General features: G+C 66.4%; 14 protein-coding genes and 1 pseudogene. 6 read left to right on the top strand and 9 right to left on the bottom strand.

Annotated elements, in window-relative coordinates; all coding sequences use genetic code 11:
• Positions 1-57 precede the first annotated feature (57 nt).
• Positions 58-600 (bottom strand): class IV adenylate cyclase, encoded by a 543-nt coding sequence (locus O7629_RS02470; RefSeq protein WP_278167219.1) that lies wholly within the window; start codon positions 598-600, stop codon positions 58-60.
• Between the two features lie 199 nt (positions 601-799).
• Between O7629_RS02470 and O7629_RS02465 the strand changes: the two genes are divergently transcribed.
• Positions 800-1,012, top strand: a complete 213-nt coding sequence (locus tag O7629_RS02465) for a prevent-host-death protein (RefSeq protein WP_278167218.1) — start codon at positions 800-802, stop codon at positions 1,010-1,012.
• Positions 1,013-1,241: 229 nt separating this feature from the next.
• On the opposite strand, the gene O7629_RS02460 is transcribed toward O7629_RS02465, so the two are convergent.
• Positions 1,242-1,634 carry a hypothetical protein gene (locus O7629_RS02460; protein ID WP_278167217.1) on the bottom strand — a complete coding sequence of 131 codons (393 nt, stop codon included), beginning with the start codon at positions 1,632-1,634 and terminating at the stop codon, positions 1,242-1,244.
• 19 nt (positions 1,635-1,653) lie between these two features.
• Positions 1,654-2,316, bottom strand: a complete 663-nt coding sequence (locus tag O7629_RS02455) for a DUF433 domain-containing protein (protein ID WP_278167216.1) — start codon at positions 2,314-2,316, stop codon at positions 1,654-1,656.
• Between the two features lie 258 nt (positions 2,317-2,574).
• Here O7629_RS02455 and O7629_RS02450 point away from each other — a divergent pair, with 258 nt between their 5' ends.
• Positions 2,575-2,880: a helix-turn-helix transcriptional regulator gene (locus O7629_RS02450; protein ID WP_123605298.1), complete on the top strand. Its 306-nt coding sequence runs from the start codon at positions 2,575-2,577 to the stop codon at positions 2,878-2,880.
• Between the two features lie 42 nt (positions 2,881-2,922).
• On the opposite strand, the gene O7629_RS02445 is transcribed toward O7629_RS02450, so the two are convergent.
• Together O7629_RS02445 and O7629_RS02440 are read right to left on the bottom strand one after the other, a co-directional pair.
• A complete protein-coding gene (locus O7629_RS02445; RefSeq protein WP_278174369.1) occupies positions 2,923-3,546 on the bottom strand; it encodes a GNAT family N-acetyltransferase in 624 nt (207 codons plus the stop codon).
• Positions 3,540-3,902 carry a hypothetical protein gene (locus O7629_RS02440; protein ID WP_278167215.1) on the bottom strand — a complete coding sequence of 121 codons (363 nt, stop codon included), beginning with the start codon at positions 3,900-3,902 and terminating at the stop codon, positions 3,540-3,542. The genes O7629_RS02445 and O7629_RS02440 overlap by 7 nt, the downstream gene beginning before the upstream one ends.
• 532 nt (positions 3,903-4,434) lie before the next feature.
• On the opposite strand from O7629_RS02440, the gene O7629_RS02435 reads away from it, so the two are divergent.
• Positions 4,435-5,742, top strand: coding sequence for a transcriptional regulator (locus O7629_RS02435; protein ID WP_278174368.1), 1,308 nt, complete (start codon positions 4,435-4,437; stop codon positions 5,740-5,742).
• A gap of 4 nt (positions 5,743-5,746) precedes the next feature.
• Positions 5,747-6,457, top strand: coding sequence for an SDR family NAD(P)-dependent oxidoreductase (locus O7629_RS02430; protein ID WP_278167214.1), 711 nt, complete (start codon positions 5,747-5,749; stop codon positions 6,455-6,457).
• Positions 6,458-6,799: 342 nt separating this feature from the next.
• Here the strand turns inward: O7629_RS02430 and O7629_RS02425 are convergent, their stop codons facing one another.
• The 4 genes and pseudogenes from O7629_RS02425 to O7629_RS02410 form a co-directional block, all read right to left on the bottom strand.
• Complete coding sequence (locus O7629_RS02425; protein ID WP_278167213.1) at positions 6,800-8,341, bottom strand: PIN-like domain-containing protein; 1,542 nt, start codon at positions 8,339-8,341, stop codon at positions 6,800-6,802.
• A 99-nt stretch (positions 8,342-8,440) separates the two neighbouring features.
• Positions 8,441-9,022, bottom strand: a complete 582-nt coding sequence (locus tag O7629_RS02420) for an N-6 DNA methylase (RefSeq protein ID WP_278167212.1) — start codon at positions 9,020-9,022, stop codon at positions 8,441-8,443.
• A 181-nt stretch (positions 9,023-9,203) separates the two neighbouring features.
• Positions 9,204-9,833, bottom strand: a pseudogene (locus O7629_RS02415) (N-6 DNA methylase); the annotation flags it as partial.
• A gap of 268 nt (positions 9,834-10,101) precedes the next feature.
• On the bottom strand, positions 10,102-10,917 hold the full coding sequence (locus tag O7629_RS02410) for a hypothetical protein (RefSeq protein WP_278167211.1): 816 nt from the start codon (positions 10,915-10,917) through the stop codon (positions 10,102-10,104).
• Between the two features lie 199 nt (positions 10,918-11,116).
• Here O7629_RS02410 and O7629_RS02405 point away from each other — a divergent pair, with 199 nt between their 5' ends.
• Positions 11,117-11,977: a hypothetical protein gene (locus O7629_RS02405; protein WP_278167210.1), complete on the top strand. Its 861-nt coding sequence runs from the start codon at positions 11,117-11,119 to the stop codon at positions 11,975-11,977.
• A 131-nt stretch (positions 11,978-12,108) separates the two neighbouring features.
• Entirely contained in the window at positions 12,109-14,052 is a 1,944-nt protein-coding gene (locus O7629_RS02400; protein WP_278167209.1) for a galactose oxidase-like domain-containing protein, read from the top strand.
• The last annotated feature ends 3 nt before the right edge of the window (positions 14,053-14,055 follow it).

The following is a 14,055-nucleotide window of genomic DNA, read 5'->3' as shown; positions in this document are numbered from 1 at the left end:
CTGAGGAACCATGACAGTCATGGGCTCGGCCGGGCGCTGCAACGGTGGGAACAGCGATCAGGCTGAGGCGAGGGCGGCGCGGACGAGAGAGTCGTACGTTTCGTCGGTACGGGACGCCGCGATCCCGAGCGAAGCAACGAACGCCGCCAACTCGGCCTGCACCGCCTCACCCGGCACGCCGTCACCGACGATACGTTCCAGTTCGAGGAAGGTGCCGAGGCCGGCGACGTCGTCGACGCACAGCACGCCGTCGGGCAATTCGGCGGTACGGCGTACTTTCGCGATTCGCACGGTGGCGTGGAAACCCATCGCCAGGATCGCGGCGTGCATCTGCTCGCGGTCGGCCACCGTCGTCTCGTACTCGTCGCAGGAGAGCGCGTTGTCGGCGGGGCGTTTCAGTGTGAAGGTGTGCCGGCCGTCGACGGTCCGCAACCGTACGAAGGGGACGCCGGTCTTGCTGTCGCCGTACGACCAGCTTTGCGGGGCGTACGCCTGATCGTCCTGCACGACCGGCGGACCCGGCTCGATGCCGCGTGCGGTGAGCGCGGCGAGCAACGCTTCCCGGTCCTGGACGTGGTACTTGACCTCGACCTCACGCACCGCGCCTCCAGTCGCCGTCGCCACACTGACTGCGCAGCGTCGCACAAGCGTCACCGGATCGACAACGCGGCACGCCAGCGTCACATCCTCCGCCGAGAGAGCCCTCGCACCAGGAGCCCAACTGCTCATGTCCCACTGGAGTCGTGCGGGGTTCCGCTTTGCAATGGTGTACGGATCGGGCAAGAAGTACGGTTCGCAGGTGACCGCAGGACCGATCAGGCCCGGCCAGGAGCTGAGCATCTCGGCCGCCCGGGACCAACTCGCCGACATCTTCCCTGCCGACCTGGCCGAGGCAGCCGAGCGCGCCGAGGACGCCGCCGATGTAGCAGCAGCCCGCGAGGCGCTGGCCCGCATCGAGGCGGGCGAGGAGCCCGTCTCGTTGGCAGCGCTTCGCGCCGAGCTAGGACTGTGACCGGGCCAACTCCGAACCCGGCAGCACCGAGTACGTCGAGGCCGGTGCCCGCAACACCCCCGCTCATCATCCGCCACATCGAGGTGACGCTGAGACACCTGAAACGCAGACGTAAGGTGTCTCAGCGTCACCTCGTGACCTGCTGGCCCGCGACAGACGTAGCCGGCGAGATCCGGTCCGACAGGCATTGGCCATACGAATGTTTCTGCTACCGCGCAGCTGGGGCGGGTCACTTCCGACGGCGGAGCCGCTCGTTCAGGCGTTGCTCGTAGCTGACGACGCTGTCTTTCCTGAGCCAGTACACGTTCGGTCGCCGCGCCGACGCCACTGTGCAGATCTCGGCGAGGTTGGCTCCGACGATCTCCAGAATTTCGGCGCGGCTGATCTCGCCGGGGAAGAGGAACATGTGGACCTTCGCGTCGAGGAGTGCGCGGATCTCCACCTCCCGCTTGAGGATGTTCTGGTCACGCCCGAACACCACCCAGCCCTTCGACCCGACCACCGGCAACCACTCCTCGTCGCGGAGTCCTGCTTCGAGCCGCTCCCGGCCGAACACGGACGCAGGGCTGTGCACGACGTAGCCCAAGCCGACGATGAACCGGCGCAACGAGCGCCCGTGCATGTTCTCGTCGATGTAGAACTCAGGCGGCGACGCCCAGGAGGATGCGGGCGGAGGTACGGACGTCGCTGATGGAGAGGCCGAACTCGTCCGCGACCGTTTCAGCGCTCTCACCTGCCTTGATCATGCCTGCGACGTCCGCCACTCTCGTTCCGGTGCCGGCGAAGATGGGCTGGCCGAAGGACCGGCGCACGTCGACCTCGACCTTTGACGGGAGCCAGGCGGACAGTTGCAGCCGCTCCGGGAAGCCATCGCCACCGAAGGCGATGTACTGCATGTGATCGGCAACGATTTCCCGGATCACGTGCTGGTTGGTGCCGCCGACGATGAGCCCCTGATCGGCCAGGCTCTTGTTGAAGTCCCACAGGACGTCGACTCCGTCGGTGGCCAGCTCGGGGGCGACGAGAACGTACTCGCGGCCGAACTCCTGCTGCAGGGCTTCGAGCGCGGGACGGATCCGTTGCGGGCGCACGCCGGCTGTGCGCAGCGCCTCCAGCACGTGTGCCTCGGCCAGGGCGATGAAGGTGACCGGCAGCGGGCTCGACTGAGGGTCCGCGATGTGCAGCAGCGGCCCACCCCGGGGGTAGCCCTTCGCCCAGCGGTGGAATGTCTGCTGCGGCACCCGCAGGTGCCGTGCGGCCTGGGTGAAGTTCAGGATTCCCTCGGTGAACCGGATGTCGCTCATTCCACCCCCTCAACGTCCCGACCGGTCGTCAGCATTGCACGTGAAGTCCACCCGTCGCATCAGCTCCCGCTCCGTGTCACGAAACATACTCTGGCGCCGTCGACGCTGGTTCGGGCAACGCGCAGGGCGGCGGCCATCGGTGGTCGGTCGACCAGGTCGCCGGATCGGCGCATCGCCCTTGATCAGCAGATCCGCCGTTGGTTGTACGCACCTGCATCAGCCAGCGCCGCATTCCTGCGATCGGGAGAGGATGAGGCCATGGAGGGATACCACACCAGGTGGACTGTTCCGGACGAGCACCGGGCAAGTCCTGAGTACGTCGAGGCCGGTGCCCGCATCGCCCTCGGTCAGGCCGTCTACGACCGCCGGGTCGCGCTCGGCCTGAGCCAGGCCGAGCTCGCCGCTCGGGCTGGCACCACGCAGACCGTGATCTCGCGGCTCGAAGGTGGCGCGGTCACGCCGACGCTCCCGCTGCTGCATCGCCTGGCCGGAGCGCTGGAGGGCGAGCTGGACATCAAGATCACCGGCACCAGCACCCGCGCGGAGTTCCCTCTCGCTTCGTGACCCGCTGGCCTGCGACAACGTGGCCGCAGGCCAGCGTCCGACTCAACCGACCCGCAGGGCTGCGGCCATCGGTGGTTGGTCGGGTGGTGCGCCGCCCCGACGCATCGCCCACAACGGCGGGCCGCCGGCCGGCAGGTGGGCCACCCGGACGATCCGGTAGCCGTGGCGCAGGTAGAACGCCTGGGACCGTGGGCTGCTCGCCTCGACCACGGCCGGCATCCCGATCCGGTCCAGCCGGGCATGATGCGCGGCGAGCAGTGTCGCCCCGATGCCCTTACGCCTCAGCCAGGGTGCCGCCGCGAGGAACGCCAAATGGTGGTGTCGGCCGGTCGCCTCCATGCGGCCAGCGGTGAAGGTGTAGTGCGCGTACGGGCCGTGGCGGTCACCGCAGGCCCGCAACCGCCGCCGCTGATGCTCCGCACCGAGCAGCCGGTCGAACGGATGCGGGTACCAGATCGCCACCCCGTCGCAGTGGCCGACCACATCGACGATCCCGTGCCGTACGCCGAACTCCAACTCGGCGGTGAAGAACCGGTGCATCGTCAGGTACCGCAGGGCGTGATCATTGATCAGCCACGCCACCACCGGGTCCAGCACACACGCCTGCGCCATCAACTCCGCGAGGGGTTCGACGTCGGCGGACGTGGCGGTCCGTACGGTCAGCATGGCCGCCACGTCCACACCAGGAACCGGTCGAACAGCTCGGCCGCGGTGACGTCGGGCAGGTCGAACGCCGCCTCGGTCATCCGCTCCACCATGTACGTCGCCAACGCGACCGGCCCGAACACCCCCGCCAGCTCGACCCGCGCCACCAGACACGGCCACGCTCCGCCGCAGCCGGCACACGACCACGACGGCCGCACCGGCACATGACCACCACCGCCGCTGTCGGCCGCCGGGTCCGCACCGGTCACATCGCGGTACGCCGAACCCGCGACCCGACCGACCCCAGGTTGCCCGTCGTGCCGGACGACCAGCACCCCACCACCAGCAGCGGCCAGCTCCCGCAACCGCCCCTTCACCGCGACCACCGACCACGGTTCACCCGAGCAGCCTCCACCGCCGCCCGCCCGACCGCACCCGCCCGACCAGCACCCGCCGCACCGGGCACGCAGGCCGGCCCCGTCGGGCTGAACCGCATCGAACGCCGAGGCGCACACTCCGGACACCGCAACGTCGCCCCACACACCGGACACCAGCGGCGACGTGCAACGTTGAGTAGGAACCCCGCGACGAAGCCGACGATGGTTCCTGCGAGTAGGGAGAGGAGAATCTGAGGCACTGGACGCCCTTCTGTCAGATCGTGAAGGTGGTGCGCCTGCGCCCTCATGTCATGATCAGCTATTGGTAGGGCGGCTTGACGCCCACTCAGCAAAGCGCTGCTACGGATCGACGTTCCACCCGTCAGCTGTTGTCTTGGTGTTGTCTCCACACCCGACCGAACATGAAACGTCCTTTTAGTGCGGCTCGATCGTCACAGTCTCCGGTAGGTTGATCCGAGACGAGAGGGGAACCGTGAGAAGCGATCCTTCCCAGAACCAGTCGCGAATCTTGGTGCACCCGCTGGCCTACGTTCGGCATGATCGAAATTGGAGTCAGCAGGATCTGGTCGACAAGATCGCCCGGCGGCTGAACACCGCTGCCCGACGTGAGAAGGCGTGGCGCTGGGAGCGTTGGGGCGTCGTGCCCGACCTCGCAACTCAGTGCGCGCTCGCCGACGAGTTGGGCATACCGCGACAGGCGGTCCGCGAGATGGGCTGGCCCCATTGGCTACCGGTCGGTCAGCGGATCGATACCGACACCCCTTGGACGATCGACGGCGGATTGACGCTGTTGAGAGAGACGGCGGGAGCAGCAGTGATGGATCGGCGCGGGTTCATGATCCTCGGCGTCGGCGCGGCGGCGACACTCGCACAGCAGTGGCTCACGCTTGATCCGCCACCGTTGCGTTCGGCGCTGGACGGCGGCCCACTCGACGCCTCGCTCGTCGACTGCTTCGAGCAGCGCCTCCCCACTCTCCGGCAGATCGACGCGCTCCTCGGCGGCGGAAGCGTCCGTGACGTCGTGGACGCGGAGCTGCGACTCGTCACCGACCTGTTGAACAACAGCTCCTACGCCGACAGCATCGGCCGACGGATGTTCGCAGTCGCCACCGAACTCGGCAGGATCGCAGGCTGGGCCAGCTTCGACGCCGGCCACCAGGCCGCAGCCGAGCGCTACTGGGTCGCCGCGCTCCACACCGCGCACCTCGCCGACGACCGAACCGCTGGCGCGAACATTCTAAAGTGCATGAGTCTGCAGCGAGTCGACAGCGACCGGGCAGACGAAGCACTCGCACTGGCAACCGCCGCCGTCGACGGAGCCGGGGACGCTCCCGCGCGGGTCCTGGCGATGTTCGCCACGCGCCAGGCCCGCGCCCACGCCGCCCTCAACGACGCCAGTGCAGCGGAGCGCTGCCTCACCAGCGCCGAAACGCACATGGCCCGAGCAGACGACGAGCCCAGCCCAGCCTGGGCCGGTTACTTCGACCAGGCCGAGTACTGCGCACAGGTGGCGGCCTGCTACCTCATGCTCGAACGCCACCAGAACGCCGACCGCTGGCTCGCCCAAGCCTTGGACCTGCAACCCACGACCCGCAGCCGCGACCGCGCCACCTACCTGATCTGGCGAGCAGACGTCACCGCCAGCCTCGGCGACGTCGAACAAGCCTGCGCCTACGTACACCGCGCAGCACCCGCGGTCGTGAAGACCCGCTCGCTACGAAATCACCACCGGCTGATGGGCATCCACAGCCGGCTTGCCAAGTACGACACCCCCGCCACCCGCGAGTTGGACGAACGCGTACGGAGTCTGGTCGCATAGCACCATGACATCGGACGTCCAGCGGGTAGCCGTCGTCACCGGAGCCAACCGAGGGCTCGGCAAGGCAATCGCCCAGCAGCTCGCACAGGCCGGCCTCCACGTCGTGGTCACCGCCAGAAGCGACGAAGCCGCAGAACGGACCGCCGCCGAGCTGACCGGACTCGGCCTGTCCGCCTCCGGCCACCAGCTCGACATCACCGACCCCGCCAGCGTCGCCCGCGCCATGGCCGACGTCGGCTACCAGTACGGCCGACTCGACGTCCTCGTCAACAACGCCGCCATCGCTATCGACCGAGGCCAGGCCGCCAGCGCCGCCGACATGGAGAAGGTCATCGCGACCCTCAACGCCAATCTGGTGGGCACCTGGCGCTGCTGCACCGCCGCCATCCCCGAGATGAAGCGGAACGGGTACGGCCGGATCGTCAACGTCACCAGCCACATGGGCACGTCCGCCGAGATGGGCACCGGCAGCGTCTCCTACCGAGTCTCCAAGGCAGGTGTCAACGCGCTCACCCAGATCCTCGCGGCCGAGCTACAAGACCACAACATCCTCGTCAACGCCGCATCCCCGGGGAAGGTCGACACCCGCCTCGCCTACGGCAAAGCCAACCACACCCCCGACGAAGCAGCCGACACCTTCACCTGGCTCGCCACGCTTCCCGACGACGGACCCACTGGCCAACTCTTCTACAACCGCGACCCACTCGCCTGGTAGAGCAGGGCTGGATTGATCGAGCGCTGCGTCACCGGTTGACTCGGCCCGATCTACTCACCCACATGTCCACTGCGACTATTGGGATCATAATTGCAATTCCAATCAAAGCCGCAGCCCAAATCGGAAGATCCAGCAAGAATCCGAGAACAACCAGCCCCACCAACGCGATAGCATAGACAACCCGAACGCGAGAATCCATGGGCCAATAGCATCAGGCCGCCACTTGCTGCACCTTGAACGCGGCAGGGCAGATAGACAAGTTGGGTCACCAATCCGATCCGCTCGAGATCCCGATTCTCCGCCGCAGGCACCTGCTTTCGATCCACCCAACCGATCCAAACACTAAACCTTGGGTCGGTAGAACTCGACCGACTCGGCATCGATCCGAACGCCGCGCGACTTGAACCCGGCCGCACTGATGGCCTTTCCTAGGGAATTCTGCACCGAGTACCAGTACGGAAGATGTCTCCTTGCCGAGGGCGCGAGCGCATCCCCAATGATATCCTCAACTTTCCCAAATGTCATTCTTACTGAATCAGTATCGAGCGCATCAAGATAGTCGGTCAACGGCTTATATTTTCCAACAGCTTCCACCTCCACATTTTGCGATTCCACATCGCGAGAGGACGCGTCAGCGAGAATAGGAGATGCCCTCAAACCAAGGATCTCGGTAACCTCCGGAGGGATTCGTACCGCATGAAGCCGACCGGGTCCACGATACAGTGGGGTGAGCATGGGCGCCACCGAAGCAGGGATGAGCTTCTCGGCTTGCAGATCGGCCGTGATGCGAGCGGTCGGCCGCGTGAACCCGCGCAGCAATCGATCCTCACTGTAATCACAAAGCACATAAACAGCGTCACGGTCAATTGTCCCACCCTGACGAGCAGCCTCAAGAATCACGTCAGCGAGATCCCGGCGACCCTCCGCGCGCAACCGTTCCAGCAGCTTGTCTACAGCTTCTTGCGTCCACTCCCCACTCTCGTCGATGTCCGTACGACTGGCACCCGCATCCTCGGCAGACCCTGGATTGACCTGGACATCGAGAGCATCCGAGTAGACCAGCAAATCTCTAGGGCGCATCAGGAAAAGATGCCGACCCGTAAGGTCGAAGAACTCCTTCACCATCTCCTGGCGCGGTCCGATCAGATCCACCCCTCGCCGCCACCACCAATCCTCCTTCTCATCATTGGTAACAATGAGTAAATCCATCTGACGCCTGGCCGCCTCCTCACATGCCTGGATGTAGACCAAGAAGTCTCCCGCCGCACCCTCCACATTTTGGTCAACTTTATCGGAATCCATGTAACCCGGAGGTACAGAATCGTCAGCCCGCCTATTTCCCTCGGCGATGAGATCGTTCCAGCGCTCGTCGTCCGGCCGAGCAAGCACCTTGCCATTTAGCAGCTCTGCCAGCTTGCCCAGAACCGAGTCTGTGTCCGCTGGAGTAGATGGGTGAATCAAATCCGGCGCAGCGCGATCAATGGCCTCCTGGAGAGAGTGGAACACCCGATCCAACGAGGCGCACATGTCCTGCAATTCGGACTCATTCAACGCAACCTTCTTGGACCACGCATCAAGGGCACGAACCGCACTCTGCCGACTCTTGTCTAGCGCAGCACGCGCATCGTTGGTAGCTTGTTCCGGATTCCCAATCGCCTTGAGGCGATTGCGATGAAACTCAAGAACCGCCTGATAAGGAACAACGAGACGGTTGCCCAGCTTCTCGAAAATTGCCAGCAGGTCGTTCGTGGTACGAGAGTTGTAGCGGTAGAGATTAAGGAGCACATTGGCATCAACCGCGACCAGCGCAGACGTCAGCGCGCCACGCTTCTCATCATCACCAACAACACGATAACCTTCAAAGCCATCGAATATTCCTACCATTACCACACCTTCTCAATATCAACCATGAATATCACTGGCCGGCTATCATTTCACCATCGTGTCGCCACTCAGCAACGAATCACCTCGGGACGCAGTCGTTTAATATGCCGCAGATGACGATTCGACTCTGGCGCCTGGTCGATTTGTGAGCGCGTCGGCGATGGCGGCGAACTCGCGTAGGGCGGCTTGTAGGTCTTCGACGATCTCCTGGGCGATGACCTCGGGTGGCAGCAGTGCGTCGGCGTCCTCCAGTGAGGCGTCCTTCAGCCAGGTGATGTCCAGGTTGACCTTGTCGCGGCTGAGCAGCTCGTCGTAGTCGTACGCGCGGAACCGCTCGCTCTCCACCCGCTCGGCCCGATCCTTGCCCGGCAGGTAGCAGTCGACGAGCTCCTGCAGATGCTCCCGGCGCAGCGGGTTCTGCTTGAGCGTGAAGTGCTTGTTTGTCCGGAAGTCGTACACCCAGAGCTTGCTGGTCCAGGGCTCCTCGCGGGCGCGCTTGCGCTCGAAGAACAGTACGTTGGCCTTGACCCCACCGGCGTAGAAGATGCCGGTCGGCAGCCGCAGCATGGTGTGCAGGTCGTACTGCTTGAGCAGCCGCCGTCGGATCGTCTCGCCCGCCCCGCCTTCGAAGAGCACGTTGTCGGGCAGCACCACCGCGGCTCGCCCGTCGATCTCCAGCATCGACGCGATGTGCTGCAGGAAAGTTGAGCTGCTTGTTCGATGTCGTCGTCCAGAAATCGGACCGATCGTTCTCCCGCTCCTCACGGCTGGCCCGCCCGTCCTCGCCGATCACGCGGATCGACGAGCTACGCCCGAACGGCGGGTTGGCCAGCACCAGGCTGACCTTGCTCGACGGCTCCCGCCCGAGCGAGTCGCGCACGTCGATCAGCGACGGGCCGCTCGGCGTACCGATGCCGTGCAGCAGCATGTTCATCGCCGCGAGCCGCGCGGTGCCGTCGACCAGCTCGGTGCCGGTGATCCCACCGTTAGCCAGGTGCCGGGCCTGGTCGCGGGTCAGGCTGTCGCCGTGGTGCCGCTGGATATGGTCGTACGCCGACAGCAGGAACCCGCCGGTGCCGCATGCCGGGTCGGTGATGGTGTCGTCCGGGGTCGGCTGCACGCAGTCGACGATCGCCTCGATCAGCGCACGCGGTGTGAAGTACTGCCCGGCACCCGACTTGGCGTCCTCCGCGCCCTTGGCCAGCAGCTCCTCGTACGCGTCGCCCTTGACGTCGACGCCAGCCTGCGACCACTGCTCCTTGTCGATCAGGTCGACGATCAGCTTCTTGAGCTTCGCCGGGTCCTGGATCTTGTTCTGCGCCTTGCGGAAGATCGTGCCGAGCGTGCCGGACTCCTGCCCGAGCCCGCTCAGAATGTTGCGGTACTGCACCTCCAGCCGGACACCTTCGCGGTCGAGCAACGTCTGCCAGCTCAGGTCCACCGGCACAATCTGCTCCGGCTTGAGCGGCCGGCGCGCTCGCTCGTCGGACATCTTCAGAAAGATCAACGACTCGGCACCGACGCCGTACCAGACCAGCAACGGATGATCCACAAGGAACCCGAAGTTGGCGGACTGGTCGGCGAGACTACGAATGCGTTGATGATCCACAACTCTCCACAGGGCACGTGACCGATGTAGAACGCCAGAGCATATCTATGGCCGGATGGGGACGCCATCAGCCGGAAAGCATCGATCCGATACCGATCGGGCAGGCTCTGCCGGTCCATCGAGGTGGTAGCGGCTGTATGCCTGGTCACGCTCATCGCCGGGGCAGGGGCCATCGCTGCGCGTTTCGCCGCCACCGTGCTGTCCGCCCGCGAGCGGCAGCGACGACGACCGGGCTGCCGGCCGGCTGATCGCGTGCGCTCAGTGCGATCGTCAATCCGACGAAGAGCAACACGGCGAAGACCGCGACCAGGTAAAGGTCGACCATTGCCGTCGGCAGCAGAAACTCCGGCGGCCGAGAGCCTACGTACCCGCTGGCCACAGCCGCGATGACCGTCGTGGCCAGCACCGCCACGGCTGGCATGTTCGACAGTCGTCGTGCGAGGTCGCGCCCCCGGGGCGGCTGCAACCTCCGAACCGTGGAGGCTGCGAGGACGGCCACCAGAACGACGTTGAGGATCTGCCCCAGCAGGGCTGCGGCCTGGGGCTCGCAGACATCCGATCCCGCCGCCCGCAGGGTTGCGATGTCGGACGTGCCGTTCACCAGGTAGTAGTAGGCGAGAGCGGGCCCGATCACCACGGTGAAGGCGCGTCCGGTCCGCACCAGCAGTCGGCCCATCCGACCTGCAATCAGCAACAGCGTGATGCCTTGGAAGAGCATCACCGCCGCCATGCCGAACGGCACTCCGTCGATCAGTCGCATGCTGTGGGCCCGCTGCGACGCGTCCGCAGGCTCACCGGCCAGCAGCGAGTAGTTCAGGGTCGCCACGACGAGGGCGATGAAGGCGGCGAAGAGCGCCGCCAGGACCTGTTCGTCCTTCCTGCCCACCTCGGCTCGTTCGTCCACCTGAGTAGGGCTGAGGAGAACCACCATTGCGGTGAACGCGAATCCAGCCAGTACGCCGGTCATCTGCGCGTAGAACCCTGCGATCTGGGTGACGTCGGTGACGGGGCACTGTTGCATCGGCATCTGTTCGCTCTCCGGTCGACCAGTATGGCAACGTGCTACACACCTAGCTGACGGACCGGTGTTGAGCGCTGACACAGCGTCCTGGATGCGGGACTGACCCCGGGCAGCAGCCGGCAGCGACCGGGTGAATGATGGCCGGGTGAGCGAGTACCAGTACTACGACTTCCGTGCCATCGACCGGCCACTCGACGAGCAGCAGATGGCTGAGCTCCGTACGCTGTCCACCCGGGCGGAGATCACCCGTACCAGCTTCACCAACGTGTACCACTTCGGTAGCTTCGGCGGCGATCCGCTGGCCATGGTCGAGGAGTACTTCGACGCGCACCTCTACATCACCAACTGGGGCACCCGGCAACTGGTGCTGCGGCTGCCGCTGCGGCTGCTCGACCTGGCGACCGCCCAGCAGTACTGCTGGGCCGAGCCGGCCGAGGCGTACCAGTCGGGCGACAACCTGATCCTGAATTTTTTCCGCGAGGACCCGGACGGCGTCGAGGACTTCGAGCGCGACGGCGACGGCTGGCTCGCCAGCATCGTCGGCGTCCGCGACCAGCTCGCCGCCGGCGACTACCGTGCCCTCTACCTGGCCTGGCTGTTCCTGATCCAGGACGGGGAGTTCGGCGACGAGGCGACCGAACCGCCGGTGCCGGCCGGGCTCGGTGACCTGACCGGCGCGCTGCACGAGTTCGCCGAGTTCCTGCTGATCGACCCCGCCCTGATCGCCGCCGCGGCGCAGGCCAGCGCGCCGGACGCCTCAGGTGCCGCCGCTGACCCGGCCCGGCTGGCCGACTGGATCGCTCAGTTGCCCGCCGCCGACAAGGACACCGCACTGCTCGGCCTGCTGCAGGGCGACGGGCTGGCGGTCACCGCCGAGCTACGGCAGCGGTTCCGGGCCGACACCGGAATGGCGGCGGACGACGCGGCGGCCGGCAAGCCCCGCACCATCGGTCAGCTACTCGACGTGGCGGAGTCGATACGGGAGCAGGCCGAGCAGGCCGAATAGGCCGATCCGGCACGGCCTCGAACGGCTGACCACGACTGGGCCGATGAACCACTGCCGCTCCGGCGGACGGCCCGGCTCACCGACCGGTCAGCCGCTCCAGGTCGGTGATCTTGACGGCTAGCGTTCGACGGGTGAAGCGGCTCACCAGTGCGACCCTGCGCCACCGCGTCCTGCTGCCCGTGATCGGCGTATCGGTCCTGCTCAGCGCCAACGTGCCGCCGCTGTACGGCTTCACCAGCGATTGGCTGCACGAACACGAGCTCAACAGCGTCGAGTACCAGCGGGAGCACGGTTACTGGCAGGTCCTCGAACTCCCCGAGGACCAGCGGGTCAACGCCATCCACGCCGCGCTGCTGCCCACCGGCAAGGTGCTGCTGATCGCCGGCTCAGGCAACGACCGGGAGCAGTTCGACGCCGGCACGTTCAAGACCCTGCTGTTCGACCCGGCGACCGAACGGACCGAACTCGTGCCGACCCCGGAGGACCTGTTCTGCTCCGGGCACTCGTTCCTGGCCGACGGCAACCTGCTCGTCGCCGGCGGCACCCAACGGTACGAGGTCCTCGAACCCGACATCGAACGGGCCGGCGGCACCATGCTGGTCAAGAACGAATCCCCGGACGGCGGTCCGCGCAGCTTCGTCAAGGGCACCGAATTCGTCGCCCCGGACGGGCGGCGCTACTCCGCCGGGCACGACTTCGTCGTACCGCCGGCCACCAAGACCGACGAACCGGGCGACCGGGTCGTCGTCACCGCCAGCGAGACGGAGGTCTGGGTCGATGCTGCCGGCTTCGGCGACGAGTACGTCGTCGACCGGCAGACCCAGTACCGGGTCAACGGCCTGGTCGGCGACGAGGTGCAGGACATCTACGGCCTCGCCGAGGCGATCACCATGGACAAGCAGGACTACCAGGGACTCGACGCCGCGTTCGAGTTCAACCCGTGGACCGAACGGTACGAGCGGGTCGACGACATGCACGTCAAACGCTGGTACCCGACGCTGACCACGCTGCCCGACGGGCAGGTACTCACCGTCGCCGGCCTCGACGGCAGCGGCCAGGTCCTCGACGGCACGCAGCACGAAATCTACGACCCGCAGACCAGGAGCTGGACGCTGCGCCCCGACCTGGAGCGGTACTTCCCGACGTACCCCAGCCTCTTCCAGACGGCAACGCCCGACCTGCTGTTCTACACCGGGTCGAACGCCGGCTACGGCCCCGACGACCAGGGCCGAGACCCCGGCCTCTGGGACCTGAGCGACAACACGTTCACCAAGGTCGACGGGCTACGCGACACCGACCAGCTGGAAACCAGCATGAGCGCCTGGGCCGGCCCGGTGCAGGACCAGCGGATCATGGTCGTCGGCGGCGGCGGGGTCGGCGAGTCGGCCCTGTCCAGCGACCGGATCGACCTCATCGACCTGACCTCCGAGAATCCCCGGTTCACCGCCGGCCCGGACCTGCCGGCCGGCACCCGCTACCCCAACCTGGTGCAGCTACCCGACGACACCGTGCTGATCACCAACGGTTCCAGCGACTACCGGGGCCGCGGCCTCAGCGACAACCACACCGCCCGGATCTACCACCCGGACAGCAACACGTTGACGGTCGCCGCCGACCCGCGCGTCGGCCGCAACTACCACTCGGCGGCACTGCTGCTGCCCGACGGCCGGGTGCTCACCGTCGGCTCCGACCCACTGTTCCGCGACGCCAAGAACAGCATCAGCGGCGAGTTCGAGCAGCGGCTGGAGCTGTACTCCCCGCCGTACCTCTTCGGCGGCGTGCGTCCGGTCCTCGCCGGCGTGCCGGATCGGGTCGAACGCGGCGGCAGCGTCACCGTGATCAGCCCGCACGCCGACCGGATCGACCGGGTGCGGCTGATCCGGCCGGGTGCCGCCACCCACATGCTCAACAACGAGCAACGGTCGGTGGCGGTCGACTTCACCGCCACCACCCTTGGGCGGCTGAAGCTGGACCTGCCCGAGGAGGCGACGATCCTGCCGTCCGGGCCCTACCTGCTGTTCGCCGTCGACGCCGACGGGGTGCCGTCGGTCGGCGTACCGGTGATGGTGCGCTGAGCC

The organism is Solwaraspora sp. WMMD792 (genome assembly GCF_029626105.1).
GTDB lineage: Bacteria > Actinomycetota > Actinomycetes > Mycobacteriales > Micromonosporaceae > Micromonospora_E.
The sequence above is the reverse complement of the archived record's forward strand: the minus strand, read 5'-3'. Positions and strand labels throughout refer to the sequence as shown.